Source organism: Candidatus Villigracilis vicinus (genome assembly GCF_016702885.1).
In the GTDB taxonomy this organism is placed as follows: Bacteria; Chloroflexota; Anaerolineae; order Anaerolineales; family Villigracilaceae; genus Villigracilis; species Villigracilis vicinus.
The window spans coordinates 195,130-211,742 of record NZ_JADJDD010000001.1 but is presented as its reverse complement, the minus strand read 5'-3'; the positions used below and the strand labels follow the sequence as shown (position 1 = coordinate 211,742).

General features: G+C 47.8%; 16 protein-coding genes. 3 read left to right on the top strand and 13 right to left on the bottom strand.

Annotated features, from left to right (window positions below; translation table 11 throughout):
• Positions 1-35: 35 nt before the first annotated feature.
• The 3 genes from IPG80_RS01085 to IPG80_RS01075 are packed head-to-tail and all read left to right on the top strand — an operon-like array spanning position 36 to position 5,161.
• Entirely contained in the window at positions 36-1,475 is a 1,440-nt protein-coding gene (locus tag IPG80_RS01085) for a hypothetical protein (protein WP_345101749.1), read from the top strand.
• Between the two features lie 24 nt (positions 1,476-1,499).
• Positions 1,500-2,810, top strand: a complete 1,311-nt coding sequence (locus IPG80_RS01080; RefSeq protein ID WP_345101747.1) for an SLATT domain-containing protein — start codon at positions 1,500-1,502, stop codon at positions 2,808-2,810.
• Positions 2,811-2,833: 23 nt separating this feature from the next.
• On the top strand, positions 2,834-5,161 hold the full coding sequence (locus IPG80_RS01075) for a TRAFs-binding domain-containing protein (RefSeq protein WP_345101745.1): 2,328 nt from the start codon (positions 2,834-2,836) through the stop codon (positions 5,159-5,161).
• A gap of 20 nt (positions 5,162-5,181) precedes the next feature.
• On the opposite strand, the gene IPG80_RS01070 is transcribed toward IPG80_RS01075, so the two are convergent.
• From IPG80_RS01070 to IPG80_RS01010, 13 genes are all read right to left on the bottom strand, one after another.
• Positions 5,182-5,652: a hypothetical protein gene (locus tag IPG80_RS01070; RefSeq protein WP_345101743.1), complete on the bottom strand. Its 471-nt coding sequence runs from the start codon at positions 5,650-5,652 to the stop codon at positions 5,182-5,184.
• A 13-nt stretch (positions 5,653-5,665) separates the two neighbouring features.
• Positions 5,666-7,303, bottom strand: a complete 1,638-nt coding sequence (locus IPG80_RS01065) for a toll/interleukin-1 receptor domain-containing protein (RefSeq protein ID WP_345101740.1) — start codon at positions 7,301-7,303, stop codon at positions 5,666-5,668.
• 453 nt (positions 7,304-7,756) lie between these two features.
• Positions 7,757-8,167, bottom strand: coding sequence for a hypothetical protein (locus IPG80_RS01060; RefSeq protein ID WP_345101738.1), 411 nt, complete (start codon positions 8,165-8,167; stop codon positions 7,757-7,759).
• 10 nt (positions 8,168-8,177) lie between these two features.
• Entirely contained in the window at positions 8,178-9,680 is a 1,503-nt protein-coding gene (locus tag IPG80_RS01055) for an RNB domain-containing ribonuclease (protein WP_345101736.1), read from the bottom strand.
• A 28-nt stretch (positions 9,681-9,708) separates the two neighbouring features.
• Positions 9,709-10,470 (bottom strand): SDR family oxidoreductase, encoded by a 762-nt coding sequence (locus tag IPG80_RS01050; RefSeq protein WP_345101734.1) that lies wholly within the window; start codon positions 10,468-10,470, stop codon positions 9,709-9,711.
• A 46-nt stretch (positions 10,471-10,516) separates the two neighbouring features.
• The gene (locus IPG80_RS01045; protein ID WP_345101732.1) at positions 10,517-11,638 is read right to left on the bottom strand and encodes a site-2 protease family protein; all 1,122 of its coding nucleotides are present in this window, start codon (positions 11,636-11,638) and stop codon (positions 10,517-10,519) included.
• Positions 11,639-11,674: 36 nt separating this feature from the next.
• Positions 11,675-12,163, bottom strand: a complete 489-nt coding sequence (locus tag IPG80_RS01040) for a phosphatase PAP2 family protein (RefSeq protein WP_345101730.1) — start codon at positions 12,161-12,163, stop codon at positions 11,675-11,677.
• A 140-nt stretch (positions 12,164-12,303) separates the two neighbouring features.
• On the bottom strand, positions 12,304-13,158 hold the full coding sequence (locus IPG80_RS01035) for an SPFH domain-containing protein (RefSeq protein ID WP_345101728.1): 855 nt from the start codon (positions 13,156-13,158) through the stop codon (positions 12,304-12,306).
• Between the two features lie 35 nt (positions 13,159-13,193).
• Positions 13,194-13,373, bottom strand: a complete 180-nt coding sequence (locus IPG80_RS01030; protein ID WP_345101726.1) for a hypothetical protein — start codon at positions 13,371-13,373, stop codon at positions 13,194-13,196.
• 55 nt (positions 13,374-13,428) lie between these two features.
• Complete coding sequence (locus IPG80_RS01025; RefSeq protein WP_345101724.1) at positions 13,429-14,151, bottom strand: hypothetical protein; 723 nt, start codon at positions 14,149-14,151, stop codon at positions 13,429-13,431.
• 198 nt (positions 14,152-14,349) lie between these two features.
• A complete protein-coding gene (locus tag IPG80_RS01020) occupies positions 14,350-15,009 on the bottom strand; it encodes a hypothetical protein (RefSeq protein ID WP_345101723.1) in 660 nt (219 codons plus the stop codon).
• Positions 14,993-15,982 (bottom strand): hypothetical protein, encoded by a 990-nt coding sequence (locus tag IPG80_RS01015; protein WP_345101722.1) that lies wholly within the window; start codon positions 15,980-15,982, stop codon positions 14,993-14,995. Before IPG80_RS01015 ends, IPG80_RS01020 begins: the two co-directional genes overlap by 17 nt.
• A gap of 283 nt (positions 15,983-16,265) precedes the next feature.
• Entirely contained in the window at positions 16,266-16,424 is a 159-nt protein-coding gene (locus IPG80_RS01010) for a lmo0937 family membrane protein (protein WP_345101720.1), read from the bottom strand.
• Between the last annotated feature and the right edge of the window lie 189 nt (positions 16,425-16,613).

Sequence of the window (16,613 nt, the reverse complement as noted above, 5' to 3'; positions counted from 1 at the left end):
TTTTATAAAACCCCGAACGCAGGAGGCATTTCAGTATGTTTGTTACAAAAAATCTGTACCAAAACGACGAAGCTTGGAAAAACACCCCTCTTGGTTTTTCGTCTGAAACCATTGGTTCGTGGGGATGTTTACTCACTTCCGTCACCATGATGCTGAATGGGATCGGGTATAGCGAGACCCCTGACTCTGTCAACAATAAAATGAAAGCTGCTGGTGGTTTTCAAGGAGCACTTTTCATTCCTAGTGTGCTCCCCTACGTTTGGGCAAATTGTGCATACCGGGATATGCAGCCATGCGAGTCTGTTCCTGCGCCCATTCCACTAATTGATGATGCTGTTGCTCAAGGCAAACCTGTCATCCTTCAGGTGGACTGGAACAAACAGGCTGGAATTCAAACCCACTTCGTTCTGGTCAAAGAAAAGAAGGGCGACGATTACGTCCTTTACGACCCGTACAAATACGGCGGTGACAGCCCCACCAAGGATGTGCTGTTGACAACCCGCTATAAATATAATGGCGCCAAACTCGCGTCTGAGATCAGTGCTGTCTTATGGTTCGAGAATTACAGTGTCGCCGCCCCTGAGCCTCCCGCCAAAGTAGAGCTTCCTGCTGAAAAGTTCATTCTTTATGCTTCCGAAGATGATCTCGCCCTGCGCTCACAACCCGCGACGACTGGTTATCTCTGGAAGCGCATGTTGATGAACACTGAACTCATCTGCCTTGAACCCAAAGCCCAAGCCGCTGCAAAGATCGGTGTGCAGGGGCAATGGATCCAGGTTCAAGATCCGAAAGGCGATCAGGGATATGTTGCCGGCTGGTTCGTCTCCGATAAGAAAGCCGTACCTGCTCCTCCACCTGCCGCCTCATCCACACCGAAACCTGGCACAGCGCCCAAGCCGGGTGCAGCGCCGAAACCAGGAGCAGCCCCAAAACCAGGTGCCGCTCCAACACCGGTCAAGCCTGCCGCTGTTCCTCCTGGCGCACTGGCTTTCTTCCCCACCGAAGAACTTTCCTTCCGCAGCCAGCCGGTTGTGGCAGATAACACCCTTATTCGAAAGATCCCAGTAACAGAACAACTCATCAGCGTTGAACCCGCCAATCAAGTGATCCCAAAAGTAGGTGTGCAAAACCAATGGCTTAAAGTTCGTGCCGCTGACAATAAAGAAGGCTATGTAGCTGCCTGGTATGTCAAATACGCTGGCGGTTCCACTGCCCAGGCAACAGCCGCAGCAGCACCAGCTCCCGCTGCAGGTACGGGTGGTGCCATTAAAGTGCGCGCCACAGCTGAGGGCGTTTCCTTGAGAAACCAGCCCCTCGTCAGTGATGCAACCCTGATCAAACGCGTCCCGATCGGTTACGAATTCACGATCACAGAACCCGGCGGTGAAGCGAAGGTCGGCAAGAATGACCAGTGGATCAAGGTCAAAGACGCAGCGAATGAAGGATATGTCGCTGCCTGGTTCGTTGCCCGCTAGGCATCACACACAAGAGGATACACCATGGAAAATCAAACCCAAGAACCCACCCCCATCCTCCAGATCGCGTGGACCCGTTTCGCGCAAATGGATGCCTACTCAACAAAACGAACAAAAAACCATCTGAGATTTCGCCGCTGGCTCGGCGCACTGAGCATCATAGCCACACTTCTGGCGATTATCACCACTCTTTTCCCATCAGACAATCCGTCACTGATCAGCGTGGTCTTTAAGTTTCTACTTATCATGACCCCGATCCTTTCCTCAGGGTTAGCAGTTTACGGCAGCAAATTCCTCTCTAGCGGTGATTGGCTGGTAACTCGCGCCGGTGCCGAAGAGATCCTCAAAGAGATCTATACCTATCGCACGGTTCTCAAAAATTCCCGAACACGAAATATCTGGCTGGAACAAAGACTTGCTGAGATACAGCGTTCTGTCTTTCGTGGGCTGAACGGCGAATTAACCATCCCTCCATATCAAGGGTATCTCCCTCCGCATTTCAAACAAGACGACCCCTATAGCGACGCTGGTTTCCACGATCTGGCCGGTGACGAATATTTTCAATACCGACTTGAATCCCAACTTGGTTGGCACGTAAGCAAGGTTAATAAATTCCAAAGGGAACGTGTCCGTCTGCAAGTGTTCATTATTATTTCTGGCGTCCTTGGAAGTATCCTAGCCGTTGTGCTGCCCATATGGACAGCTCTCGCCGCTTCCTTTACCGCTGTGTTGCTTGGCTGGCAGGAACTCCGCAATCTGGATTCTGTGGTCCGCAACTACAGCAAGGTCGTAATGGAATTGACCCTTCTTTACGATCACTGGAAAAATCTGCGCCCACACGAAAAGACCCCCTCCGAGTTTTACAAGATGGTCCGCTCCACGGAAGATATTCTCTGGAGTCAGAACGTTGAATACATCAAAGCCATGCAGGAAGCCCTCAAGGAGGCTGACCTCGAAGAGGAAGCCAGCCTGGTCAATCGCGTTATCAAGGAAGCACGCGAATCTGACCGCCGATTAAAGAAAAATATGCAAGATGCGGTCTACGAAGTAACTTCAGATGCTCTGAGAGAGACCGAAGAGACTCTTACCGAGACCTTCGAAGCGGCATTGGCAACACTGGCAGAAGAAGCATCCTCCGAGATCGTTCAGGCGGAACTTGCTGCAATGAAGGAAGCCATTCAAGAATTTGCCGAAAACGCCTTCCAAAGTTTATCCTCCTCTCTTAAGGAAATTGCCGAAGAATACAAAGATGTCGATGTGAGTGAGAATACCCCGCGTGATGTTCTCAATAATTTACTTTCACGTTATCCGAAGACCAGCGAAGTCAAGGGCTAGACATACCTCTCCAGGAGACCACCATGACCGGCACCATAGAAACCTCGCAAAAAACTGAGACTAACAATTCATCGACTCCGGCGGGTAACGCGTCTCCACAGGCGCAGCCTGCTACACCCGGCACTGAAAACAAGGCTGCTCCCGCTCCAATTATTGGGACCACCAGCAATGCTGGCAAGACGACTGAAGATACCGGAGTTTTCAAAGAAGAAAAACCGAAGCTCACCATTGAAGTCCGTCCGCATGCCTTTATTGTGATGCCGTTCGGAAAGAAAAAAGGCGGAGACGGCTCACTTTATGATTTCAACGCCATCTACAAACAGATGATTAAACCTGCCTTGGAAGAAGCCGGTTTCGAGCCCTTCCGCGCAGATGAAGAGACCGCCTCAGGCGACATCCTGACCGACATGTTCCAGGAACTGCTGCTTGCAGATCTGGTCTTATGTGATTTGAGCATAGACAATGCCAATGCCTATTACGAACTGGGGATTCGCCATGCCTTCCGTAAACGCGGTGTAATGCACATTCAGGCTGGGCGTGCCTATATGCCATTCGACATCTTCAATGTGCGCACCCTGCCGTATCACATTACGGCTGAGGGTGTGCCAGACCCGGAACACATCAAAAACGATATTCAAGCCATCGCGCGTATGGCAAAAGACACCTGGGCTTCTGACCGAGACGCCATTCACAGCCCGATCTTTAACCTGCTGCAAGGGTTGAAAGAACCGGAACGAAAAACCCTGCGCACACCTCTCGCAACCGGTTTCTGGCGGGAATATAACGAATGGAAACAGCGAGTGACTGTAGCCCAACGCCAAAAACGCATTGGCGATATTCTTCTGCTCACCGAAGAAATTAGCAATCCACTCATAAAAGAAGAAGCGATCGGCGAAGCGGGCAATGCACTTGCAAATATGGGACGCAACGAACTTGCCCTGACCCAGTATCGCAAAGGATTGGAAGTAAATTCAGGCAATCTCGAATTCCGCCGCAAGGAAGCCTTTCATCTCAATCGCCTGGGACGCGTGGATGAAGCCATCGTCAAAATCGAAAGCCTGCTTGCTGACTTCCCCAATGACAGTGAAGCCATCTCCTATTTAGGGCGCATCTACAAAGAAATGTGGGCAGATTCGTGGAAAGAGATCCCTGACAAAACCAAACGCCTCAAAGCTGCATTTGACGCCTATCACTGGCTCATCAAAGCCATCGATACTTACCTCAAAGGTTACAGGATCGATCTTAACAACCACTATCCAGGGGTTAATGCACTCACCCTTTCTTCCATCGCATTGCATCTCGCTGACAAATTCGACGACAAGAAAGACCCGGACCCTGATATTATCCGCATCCGTGAAGAGTTCCCAGAGTTGAAGGGCGCCCTTATTTTTGCACTCGAAAAACAGGTAAATACCGACAACGCCGATTACTGGACGCTGATCTCGCTGGCAGAATTACGCGCCCTCACAGCAGATAACACCTCTGCAGTTGTTCGCTCCTATCGAAAGGCGCTAACCGCCTCACGCCGTAATATGTTCTTCTTGCAGGCATCGCTCTCACAATTGGAGATCCTGCAAGCTTTGGATATGCGCATGGCATTTGTTGAAGCTGGTATCGGCATTCTTGAAGAAGAAATGGCTCGGATTTCCGGCGAGAAACAACCCACTGCTACGAAAGGCAGCAAACCTGGGCGAGCACCCGAAGGGCAGGTCTTCCTTTTTACTGGATATATGGTCGATTACCCTGCAAAGTCCAAGAATTATTTTCCTGCAAATAAAGAAAAGGGACTTCACGAAGAAATTTCAAGGACATTGACCAGGCTAAATGCAGGACCAGGCGATATCGCCATCCTTGCTGGTCTTTCTGCCGGGAGCGAGATCATTTTTGCTGAGATATGCGCTGAAAAAGGCATCCATGTCAACGTTCATCTTCCTATGTCCGAATCCAAATATATCCGTGAATTCGTTTCGGTTGGCGGTGAAAATTGGGTGGATCGCTTCTACAAGATATGCAGCCACCCAAACGTGGACGAATACTACCAGCTTGAACAGGTGGGTTCTCCTAAGAAAAACGCCGACCCCTACGAACGGAATAACCGCTGGGCACTCTACTCCTCCCTGCTTCGCGGCATATCCAAAACGACCCTGATCGCCGTTTGGAACAATGTTGGCGGACGCGCAAAAGACCGCGACGAATATCTAGTTCAGCACATGGTTGATTTGATGCGCGAGACAGGCGGCAAGATCGAAGCCATCAACACAACGAAATTTCTATTCGAAGGCACCCCGCCCGCTCCAGCCGCTATCACGGGTGGAGTTCCAAAGAAAACAAAAAAACCTTCAAAGAAATAAAAAAACAAAACCCGTCGAGCTTACTCGACGGGTTTCATTATGGTTGCAACCTTCTCCTTGGGAAAGGACCAAATCTCCCCTTTCACGCCGCGCGCCAGATAGAAATCTCCAGCGCGTATGGTTTGCTGTCCTTCCAACGTGTCCACCGTTACCAATCGGTCTGCATCTCCACCTGTTACAGCAGTCATGGGCACCAGCATAGTCACAGCGCTCTTAATACAATAGCCGGGTTCTATGACCAGGTAGGTATCATCAAAGATCACTGCATCTACTGGCCAGACATCATTGGGAGTATCGATCTCGCTCAACAACATATCACCATATTTTGCAATCAGGGTGGCTCCCCAAGGGGTTTTTATCTCTGCTGTTTGAGGCTCTCCCGGCTCAGGCAAAAAAGGTTTCACCCGCCGCATAACAGAATTGCGATAAGCTTTGAAGTTCAAAGTATTCAAAATCGGACTATCAGAGGTTAAAAAAATGGGATCGGTCATGACTACCAACTATTTAGTTTTTTGATGGAAACCAACGCTTTAAATCCAGGCGGTTTTTAGTGAATACGATTATAAGCATCACCACCCCGCCAATAAATATTAGATCACCGAAAGCAATGAAAGTCGGAGGGACATCAATTCCAGCGTCCAATGCGGCATGATAAACAGCTTTATCTACAGCAGTTAACCCAGCCATTAAGCTTCCCTGGGCAATGATCCCGCCAAAGATCAGCAGAGATCTTGAGAACAAGCCGGTGCGTGTTAATAAACTACGGATCATAAAAAATGACAGGGAACCAAATAATAAAGCCCCCGCAACCAGACCGCCGACGATCAAGTTATACGATTCAGGATCAAGAATACTTAATATATCAGTAAAAAACACATAGTCAAGTATAGCACCTACGAAAATCACGGACAACACTAGTATAAAGTAATAAAGCGTGGTAACCATGGGCGGGTATACCGAAAGCGAACTGACCGGACGCATCCCAAGTGCCTTCAACAATTCCCTAGGGTTGGGGAGTAATTGGGCGATCGCATCCAAACCGCGTACACCTGGACGGAAATCGATCCATTGAACTTTGGATAACGTGCTTGAAATTTTCGCATTCTCCTGCACCATTACTGGAAAAACGACCTGCTTGGCGGGTACAGCGCTTGTCTCTGCGTTAAAACGAGAGACGACCACCAAAACAGCTTTTGCATCATGAACGTTCTCCGCCTCAGGATGTCCATATTTTTTGAGGACGGACTTCAGTTCCTCTGCGACAACACGGTCTTCAAAAGCGTGTTCTATAAAAAAAGGTGTTGGTTCAGGGGTATTAATATTTGGCTTGTATGGATTCTTAAATTTAGGCGGCGTGGCTTCAGGTCTGCCCCAACGAAGCATGGCTGGCGACCGAAGCAATGCCAGGAGAATCCAGCCCCACACCCCAAGGATCAAACCAGAGGATAGGGCTGTTAACCAACTGGTAAGAACAGGGTCGCTTGTTTCAATGTGCAATGAGAGTAACTGCCCGTAAAGAGTGTTCCCCAATACCAAATAAGAAAGGGTAATTGCAAATGGCATTGCCAGTAGAGCGGCTTGCACACGCATAAAATCAAAGCTGCGTTTAAATATCTGATAAGGCAGCGGAATCAACAAAAAGGGTATAAAAATCGTCCACAAGGTATTTAACGAGAGGAAAGCAACGATGGCACTAAATACAATTGTGCCCCATACTACTGCTGGTGCCTTAAAGCCTGATTCCGGAACAGGATGTTCCTCCTGTATCGGATGAGCTAATTGTGAGAATAATTCGTTCAAGCCCGCCTGATAATTGCCACGGAAATCCACCCATTCATATTTTTCAAGTTCGGCGGGGATGTCTACTGCTTCAAAGATCAGCAAAATAACACGTTTTTTCGTCTCTAAAAAATGACGCCATTCCAAGGCAACAAATTCTGAAGCCAGCGAAGCCTTTGAAACCACCAAAAGAACTGTATCTGCTTCTTTCAAACCTTTATCGATCTGTTCCGCCCAAGGAGAACCCGGGATCAAAACCCGATAATCCAGCCAGACATCATATTTTTTCTTCCAAATCGCCGACAAGATCGTCAACAAAACCCAGTTCGCGCCGTGAATAACTAATAAAAATTTTGTTTTCATTAAAATTACTCCTAGAGGCGGATTATACCAAGAGCCATGCAATTCGCAGTAAGGTTCAAGGGGGTATCTCAAAAACAGACCTAGTAAAGCCTCTAAACACAAAGGTTTTAAGGGATTTCTCTACGATCTCATTGCAGAAACAATATATAAATGGCATCGAAATTACAACTTGACACATTAAACAAACACACCGCCTTCGGGTAAGGCGGTGCAAAAACTGCTGTCGGGGTGGAGAGATTTGAACTCTCGACCTCACGGACCCGAACCGTGCGCTCTACATCCGATTGTTGGATACCGTTTCTGCTGGTGTGCAGGTTATCCAGAACTTTTTCAGTTGCAACGCCCCAGTATGCATCCAGATTTGGTACGGCGTTGGGCTATCGGCTTGAGGGAAGGTCAAATGGTTTCAATAGACGGATCTCTTAAAAGAGGTGTAGATGCCAGATGACCAACTTAATTTCTTATTGGAAAACGCTCGCGGACTTTCGCCGAGACCTGACGGTCGGTCATTTTGTCCGCCGCTTCCACTGCCAGGACATGTGCTTTGAGTCCTTCATGCTCCAAACGTTTTTCCAGTTCACCCTTCGCCTCACCGGGACCAAAGATTTGAATGGTCTCAGCATCACGAATAGCAGCAATGATCTCATCGTAAAATTTATTGAGGGTGTTTGTAAATTTTCGATCTCTCTGATCTTCTGCTGTAACCTCTTTTAATCCTTGCGGTGTTTTGGAATGCGCACTGCCGGAATAACGGATGTGCTTTCCGCTGCCGGAGGCAATACGCTTCGTCTCTTCCACGCCATCGTTAAGAATTACAATGATGGCTTCTCGATGATCGACCCATAAACCAATTTCTTTTTTCATGGCAATCTCCTTATATCTTTCTGGATGAATTGATTTTTCTAAAATCGATAAAGCCCTTTTGCACATCCACCAATATGAGTTGTACCCTGATCTGGTCTCCTACATCCAAACCTTCAAAACCTTCTTCCAGTTTGCCCTCCACAGGGATCGTAAGCAGCCGAACCCATGTTCCTTTTTCAGAGGCGCCAGTGACAATAGATTCGAACGTCTCTCCAAGACTCGATTCAAGCATGAGAGCAGCGGCGGATTTTTCAACGCGTCTTTCCACCTTTGTGGCTGCATCCTCCGCCTCTGTACAGTGGGCTGCCAATTCATCCAGTTCATCTTTACTATAAGGGCAAGGCTTTCCCTCCAATGCCGCCTTCAATAACCGCTGGGTAAGCAGATCTGGATAGCGACGATTTGGAGCCGTGGAATGGGCATAATCTTTGACTGCAAGTCCAAAGTGTCCTGGAGCGGTTTCATCAGAAGATTCGGCTACATATTCACCAGAACCCAGAAGTTTGATCACAGCCAGAGACAAGTCCGGGAAGCGGATCGGATCCACAGCTTTGGCTTGGACGAGAAAATCTTCCAACGCTTTTGAGTCCGGTTCGGAGGGAAGCTCATAGTGTTGATCCCAGGCGATCTCAATGATCCGTTCCCAGCGTTTTGGCGTTCGCACGACACGCCGGATCGAGGGAAAATCGTTGGCGGCAAGGTAACGCGCCGTGACGCCGTTCGCAGCAATCATAAAATCTTCAATGAGTTCCTTGGCACGATTCTTCTCTTCGATTTCCAGTGTCCTAATCTGGTCACCGTCAAATACTGGTTTTGACTCGACGGTCTCCAGGGTTAACGCTCCATTGGCATGGCGTAGTTTCTTCAAATTTTGGGCGGCTTTATCCTGTAGGAGCAGATTTTCTGCCAAGCCGATCACAGAAGAGACCGCTTCAGGAACAATGCCGCTTCCTTCCAACCATGGGGCAATATTGTTATACGCCAGTTTGGCATGATTACAAACCAACGCCCGATACATACTGGAATCCAAAAGTGAACCATCAGCGCCGAGTTCCATTGCAACTACAAGAGCGAGACGTCCTTCATTAAGATTGAGCGAAGTCAAATTCGTGGAAAGCAGGTCGGGTAGCATTGGGAATATTCTGGCAGCCGTATACACAGAAGTGGTATTGTGGCGGGCATGGTTATCCAACGCCGTCCCATTGTGGACGAGCGCATCCACGTCCGCAATGGCAACCATGATCCTGACTTTGCCATCGGGCATTGTCTGAGCAACAGTCAGTTGATCCAGGTCGAGTGAATCATCATTATCAATAGATGCCCATGGAAGATTGCGCATATCACGGACATTTGAGTCATCCCTGGCTGGTTTATTGATGGACATTTGAATCCTTTTAATTTCAGCAAGTGCTTCATCTGAAAAATCAGGCCACAACCCCCGCTCGATCATCACCCTGCGTGCAATGCTCTGTAGAATAGTGCGGTGATGCTTTTCATTTATATGTATATTCACAGGAACTCCTTTACGATCTTTCCATCCACTACTGCGCTGTATAGCCGCCATCCACCATCAATGCATGACCAGTAATGAACGAGGCAGCGTCCGAACAAAGCCAGGTGACTGCATTGGCGATTTCTTCAGATGTTCCCATACGCTTCATTGGATGAAGATTCGAGATCTGGGTATGCAAGTCTGTACCGGTCTTCATACCCGCTTTCTCCAGCAATGGGGTGTAAATGAAACCCGGGCAAACAGCATTGACGCGAATATTCTGCGTGGCATATTCCAATGCCGCTGTCTCGGTTAGACCTATTAATCCATGTTTGGCTGCCACGTAAGCGGATGCTGTTGCAAAGCCCACCTTCCCCAAAATGGATGCCATATTCACGATCACGCCTCCGCCTTGTTTTTGCATGATCTCAAGCTCATATTTCATGCACAACCACGCCCCGATCAGATTCACATCAATGACTGCGCGCCAATCTTCTTCCTTATATTCGCCAGTGAGCATGGACGGTCCGCCAATGCCTGCGTTGTTGCAGGCGTAGTCCAGCCTGCCGTAATTTTTAAGTGCCGTTGTCATCACTGATTTAACTTCTTCCGATTTTGTGACATCACAAGAAGTAAAAACGGCTTCTCCGCCAGCAGTGTTTATCAAACGGACGGTTTCTTCTCCGCCAGCTACTACAATGTCTGCGACAATGAGCTTGGCGCCTGCTTTTGCAAACATCAACGCACACGCCCTGCCAATGCCTGAACCAGCCCCGGTGACAAGTGCAACTTTATTCTTAAACTCATTCATGGTTTATCTCCTAATAAAATTCATCAACATTCTAAAGGGCACAGTTTTAATTGCGGCTAAACTCACTTATGGTCCGTAAAAAACTAATAATGTCATCCCGACCCAATATGCCCTGGATCTGGTCGCCTATCATGACCGGTAGTTGGCTGACCCCATCTCTATCCATTTCTTCAAGGGCAGGTGCTAATTCCGCATCTGGTCGTATCCATTTCATCTTTGCAATGGGTATCATGGCATGGACTGCGCTTGTCGTTGCCCAATCAGAAGATGGAATCGATTTGATGGTATGCAAGGTCAGCAAACCGATGACCAAATCGTTCTGTTTAATGACCAGGACACGCTGCCCATCCCCAAGAATGTGCTTATTTATTAATTGTTCCAGGGTGGTATCGGGGAAAATTGTTACGTAGTGTTTTCGCATGGCATCTGACACATGATGCCCCGACAACAAGTCATGGATCGTCTGCTGACTGATCTGGGATGATGCAGCACTTTCCAAAAACCAGCCGATAAAGGCGATCCATAAGCCATTGCCAAAATTGCCGGTGAACATCTGCCATACCCCCAGAGCAATAAAACAAAAAGCAATAAAACGCCCCAGGTTTGCGGCGATCAGAGTTGCGCGCCGCAGACTTTGCGTGGCACCCCAAATAACGGCTCTAAAGACACGCCCACCATCTAGTGGAAATCCAGGAATCAAATTGAAAAGCCCCAATGATCCATTGATATATGCAAGGTACTTTGTAACAGCAAGAACGGGCGCCAAAGTGTCGACAAGGGGTTGCATCAAGCTAAAGAAAATTGCCAGGGCAAAACTTGTAACGGGACCGGCTATGGCGATCCATAATTCTGCTCTGGCACTGGGTGGTTCACTTCCCAGTTGGGCGACTCCACCAAAGACAAATAATGTAATACTGCGCACCTGGACTTTAAATCTCTGTGCCACTACCGAGTGTCCCAATTCGTGCAGCAACACACTGCCAAACATCAAAACAACAGTTATTGCGCCCCAAAACCAATACTGTGCTGTACTCCAGTTCTTGAATTCAACAGGATAATAATTTGTTGCCAACGACCAAGTAAGCAGCCCAAAGATCAGGAACCAGGAATAATCCAAGCCGATCGGGATGCCGAGAATGCGCCCTAAAGAAATTGTGCTTCGGTTCATATTCGAACACCTTTCTTCTCCATACTAAGCATGCTATTATGGATACAAATACAAACCAAACCTGTAGCCTGCCCATGCGATCAAAAGTCCACCAAGCAGATCAGCCAGATAATGCTGGCGGGTAAAGAGTGTGGAGAAAATAACAACGATCACCATGCCAACCCAAAGCCACATCAGGCTGGGATACAAGTGTCCATAGAACAGGCAGATCAGTGACGTTTGAGAGACGTGTCCGCTTGGAAAAGCGTTATAGTCGCCGTCATTTTGATAGACCATCTGCAAGATTCGAGTTGTCCAATTACCGCCGGGCAAAACAGGGCGTTTCACATATGTTGGAAAGAAGTAATAGACCAATGCAGCCGAAAGCAGAACGAATAAACAGGCGCTGATAAAGGAACGAAAGAGTTGTTCGTCCATTTTCCAGGCTGCCCAAACAAGCCCGCTTATCCATATGGGCAAAAAAATTAGATAAGGAAGTACCCATACAGACCAGATCGGGATCAAGTCATCAATCCAAATTGACATTTTGAAACCTCCTGTTAATTTCCGATTGAGGGGAAAATACAGACAGGCTGCACAAATAACGAGAACCACCATTACCGATCGAATTATCATGGTATGAGCTCTATCAGAGAGAACATCCTCGTCTACCAGCGCTTGTTCTTCTAATTATGGATGCTTTTCAATATCTTATTGACCTTTTCGCCGTCTGTACTAACAGGCAGACTGCCCAGCAAAAGTGTCGGACTGATACCATGTTCTGTAATAACGATCTTTGAATTCTCGCGCAGAGAATTTTCGATCATCTCCAGCTTCTTCAATTCCTGGGCATTGCCGACAAAATATTTTTCGGCGGCTTCATTGACCAGGCGGATCGCCTCTGCCTTGCCTTGAGCGACCTGAATGACCGCTTCACGCTCACCTTCAGCACGCTGAATGATCGCCAGTTTCTGCTGTTCCGCAGCTTCAAACTCACCTGTCGCCAGGAGGCGCATTGAGCGTCGCTCTTGCTCGGCTGTCTTTTGTTTGTGCATGGCTTTCTTAATATCATCCGGTGGGTCGATCAGGCGGATCTCTACCTTGCTGACGGTCAGCCCCCATTCGACAGCATACGTATTCAGAACACGCTGAAGGTTGGTAGCGATCGTCTCACGTGCGACCAGGCTCTCGTCGAGGGTGAGATCGCCGAATTCCTGCCGCAGGTTGGTCATTGCCAGTTGAACGATCGCCCGCTGCCAGTCATCGATATTGTAGAAAGTTCTTTTGATCGCTTCTTCATCGATGGTTGGTCGCACCCACATAATGCCATCCACCATGATCTCAACATTATCTTTGGTGATGACGGCCTGCGGGTGGATATCCATGGTGTGTTCACGCACATCGCGAACACGGGTAATATGCACCAACGGGATTTGAAATCCCAAACCGGGCATCACAAAGCCATTATATTTACCCAACGTTTCCTGAATACCGCGTTCGTACGGGCGCAGGGTGTAAACAAATCCATAAATTGTTCTCATTGGAACTCCAATCCTTCTTCACAAAACGACTAAGTCTAATGTTTCTTTTTCTTTTTATTCCATCCGCCTGATATCTTTGCGGGATCGTTTTGTGTGGATGTGCCTTTGTCTTTCACCAAGGCTTGCACCGGCGAATTACTGCTGACAGTGATATTGGCATTCGCACTCTGCTTATTCTGTTTCGGCTTACGTTTACTTGTACCTTTGCGTCCCATGGCTTGCTCCTTTTTCTATATCATGATGGTGAAGAATAAAGTTAATCGCGCTTGTTCAAGAAGAAGCACGAGGTCGATCGACATGCAAAAGGGCGCGAATCGCTTCGCTGATCCGTTCATCCGCATTCCCCGAAACGACCGTGATCAATCCGTTACGGTCAAAGTCCCTCGATATTTCATCCGCCAAACGTCCCGTACGACTTAATGCGATGACAGGGCGCCCTCTTTCCAAGCTCAGTTGAATATCTTTTCTTGAAATCTCGCCGCCATTGATCAGAACCGTCACAGATTGAAAACCCTTTGAGAATACAGCCGCAGCATCATCGATCCACGCTGACTCATCTCCGAACTGACTGCCTGGAACCAGAATGAAGTATGGGTAATGCGGCTCCAACTGCCAACGTTCCTTGCCCCACCATAAAAATTTCGTGCTTTGCGGACCGCCCGGCCAGGCAACAAGATCTTCCAGAGTTATTCCCACCAAAGGGAAAGTGTAAGCGTGCTCTGAGCGCACCTGACCGATGACAGCCATAACGCCCATGTCCGTCCCCCCACAAACAACTAGAGCTTTCATTTCCTGCGCCAGTCTGGCGATCGTGTGAATGGCTTTGTCAGCTATGACAGCTTCTTGATCTTCGATCGCACCACCTATTAATACAATGACAGGAAATCCGCTTTCAAGATTCAGTTCTGTTAACGCCTCGGAAAGCTGCAACCGCGCAACCGGGAAAATACACTGCGTTTTTCTGTCGGGGAATTCGATCGTTTGAGTACGCATAATCATCCTTCTTTCAGGTATTCGTTTCAAAAATTATTCACTTATTCAATATGACCAAAGCCACAGGCAATGGGACTCCAGGAACGCCAGCTTCTTTTACTTTTACCAAGCGGCGAAACCTGCCATGTATAAACACAAATGGGTAGATAAGCAGGGTAAGCAGATCCATAACGATAAAAATCATATTTAATTTCATGGTTAGCTCTTCTCTACCTCATTAAAATATTCCTTGATGTGTTTAACTTTCAAACGATTGACCTCATGCTCCGCCACCCGCGTATTAAATTCTTCTTGATTAATAATCACGATATCGGGCGGGTTTTGAGCAGAAAGCAACAAAGCGGCATCATCTCTGAGTTTGATATCTTCGAAAACTTTCATAAAAGCTCCGGCAACCTGACGCATAAATCTGTTATCGGTCAGAACAAGAGTTTCAACCTTCGGGACCGGATCGGGTTGAGGGTCATCCTCAAAAACAACTCGGACCATGACCTTTCCATTATTTACAAATGGATAATCGACATGACTTGGCAGCATTCCGAAACTACCGCGATCCAGAATAAACGCATAACGAAGACTCTCACTGGTACAAGATACCACCTGTACCTGCAGTTCATTTGCAAGGTCATGCAAAAAACGGGGAGCAAAATAATCACTGAAAGGGGTTGAGGTATGTTCAGCGATGTATTTATCATTAAGGACACCAAACAAGACGACCATTCCAGTCTCAGAATCCTGAGTCAGACGCCAGCGTTTAAACCTCGGATTCAGCCCCCATTTTGTAAAAACAGTCATCACCCGGGTTTTAAGTTGCCGGGCTTTTTGATCGTAATGACGCGGATCAATTCCTTTGATCATTATTTTCTTCCTTCTCATCACTGTTGGATAGCTCATCTTTAACCTCGTCCAGCCACTGATGCACTTTGTCTTCCGGCGTTGTAACCTGGTAACCACCTTCATCAAGCACGTCGCTGTCAATATATGTATAAGGTTCAACTTCTACCGCAGCTTCTGGCAGCCTTTTCACCGTATTTTCAAGGATGCGCTGGTTGGTCTGTTGAATATTCAGCCAGCGCCGAAAGCCCCAAAGGGCCGAAACGGTAAGTGCTACAAAAAAGACCAGTGGACACCATATCCAAAATAAGGTCATCGAACCACGCCATTCTTCATCACGCTGACGCTCCTGGTCGGCATACCATTGTGAAGTTGCGGCAGCCGACTGGGTTTGTGTGGCGATCGTATTAGCGATCGCTGTTTGCGTCCCGGCGGCGAGGTCATCTTTATTTTGCTGGGTTTGCATCGCAATAACGCCTTGCGTCCGTGCAGAATCTGTTGCTTGCAGGTTATATTGCGCCTGGGTCATTGCCGCAATTTGCGTTGAACCCGCCGAATTTAACGTGGCCTGCGCATTAGCACGCACAATCTCAGCTGTGGCTGCTATTTGAGCAGCAATAACATTGGAATTGTTTTGTTCCTGGGTCTGAGCGGCACTTAATGTCGCCACTGCAGAATTCAAGGTTGCCTGAGCATTGACTCGCAAGATTTCCGCAGTGGCAGCCGCCTGAAAATCCGCATTCCCCTTCTCTTTTGTAAGAATAACTGCCAAAGTTGCCTGAGCACAGGCTTCGCAGGGAGGTTCGGTGATCAACACCTGGGTTGACATCAGCAAACTATCGTTTGCAGCGTAGGGTGTCGTCGTTACGGCGTCGCATGCATTGATGAGCAATGACAACAAACTTACCCAACAAAACAGGGCAATATGCAGGGAAAGGCGCTTCAGAGTAATAGACGTACCCAGCCAATGAGAGCTTCTCCAGACAATTTGTTTCATTTTTTGCCTATTCTGCAGTTGAAAAATCTACTGTCTTCCTTCAGCTTGTGAAATACTTTTTACCATTTTGGCAGTCCTCTTCGGGTGCTTGCCTCGTGTTGCCACATCCGCCTGGGTGATGATCCCAAGAATTTTGTTTTCTTTGTCGACGATAGGAATACGCCGAACTTGATTATGAGACATCGAATCCAATGCTTATTGGAGATCATCTTTTGCAAAGCAAGTGACCACTTTGCGTGTCATTACTGCCTCCACTTTCATGGATTTTGCATCGAGCCTCGCCTTAAATAGCACCCAACAGATTTAAAATCACTAGGACAACCACGATAACGAGCAGTACGTGGACAATATTGCCTGAACTAGGGAAACCAGCAAAGACGGTCGGTCCGAAATAGCCAAGCAACCATAGAACAAGAAGAATTACGATGATCCAAGTAAGCATAAGATTTTCTCCTTTCAATTGATTTATCTTGTAAATTCATCATAAGCAAAATACCCTCTCAATACATCCTTCCGCCGGGGAGTTTAAAAATCCGCCACTTGGGGGATAAAATTCAGACATTATGCTGCTCCGCCATCGTCCTCCCAGAGTAGGATGCTGCATTTATGGTTCCTATTTTTTCGATTCCTT

Coding starts and splice junctions, on each gene's coding strand:
- IPG80_RS01085 (WP_345101749.1), top strand. CDS start 36: ATGTTTGTTACAAAAAATCTGTACCAAAACGACGAAGCTTGGAAAAAC.
- IPG80_RS01080 (WP_345101747.1), top strand. CDS start 1,500: ATGGAAAATCAAACCCAAGAACCCACCCCCATCCTCCAGATCGCGTGG.
- IPG80_RS01075 (WP_345101745.1), top strand. CDS start 2,834: ATGACCGGCACCATAGAAACCTCGCAAAAAACTGAGACTAACAATTCA.
- IPG80_RS01070 (WP_345101743.1), bottom strand. CDS start 5,652: ATGACCGATCCCATTTTTTTAACCTCTGATAGTCCGATTTTGAATACT.
- IPG80_RS01065 (WP_345101740.1), bottom strand. CDS start 7,303: ATGAAAACAAAATTTTTATTAGTTATTCACGGCGCGAACTGGGTTTTG.
- IPG80_RS01060 (WP_345101738.1), bottom strand. CDS start 8,167: ATGAAAAAAGAAATTGGTTTATGGGTCGATCATCGAGAAGCCATCATT.
- IPG80_RS01050 (WP_345101734.1), bottom strand. CDS start 10,470: ATGAATGAGTTTAAGAATAAAGTTGCACTTGTCACCGGGGCTGGTTCA.
- IPG80_RS01045 (WP_345101732.1), bottom strand. CDS start 11,638: ATGAACCGAAGCACAATTTCTTTAGGGCGCATTCTCGGCATCCCGATC.
- IPG80_RS01040 (WP_345101730.1), bottom strand. CDS start 12,163: ATGTCAATTTGGATTGATGACTTGATCCCGATCTGGTCTGTATGGGTA.
- IPG80_RS01035 (WP_345101728.1), bottom strand. CDS start 13,158: ATGAGAACAATTTATGGATTTGTTTACACCCTGCGCCCGTACGAACGC.
- IPG80_RS01030 (WP_345101726.1), bottom strand. CDS start 13,373: ATGGGACGCAAAGGTACAAGTAAACGTAAGCCGAAACAGAATAAGCAG.
- IPG80_RS01025 (WP_345101724.1), bottom strand. CDS start 14,151: ATGCGTACTCAAACGATCGAATTCCCCGACAGAAAAACGCAGTGTATT.
- IPG80_RS01020 (WP_345101723.1), bottom strand. CDS start 15,009: ATGATCAAAGGAATTGATCCGCGTCATTACGATCAAAAAGCCCGGCAA.
- IPG80_RS01015 (WP_345101722.1), bottom strand. CDS start 15,982: ATGAAACAAATTGTCTGGAGAAGCTCTCATTGGCTGGGTACGTCTATT.
- IPG80_RS01010 (WP_345101720.1), bottom strand. CDS start 16,424: ATGCTTACTTGGATCATCGTAATTCTTCTTGTTCTATGGTTGCTTGGC.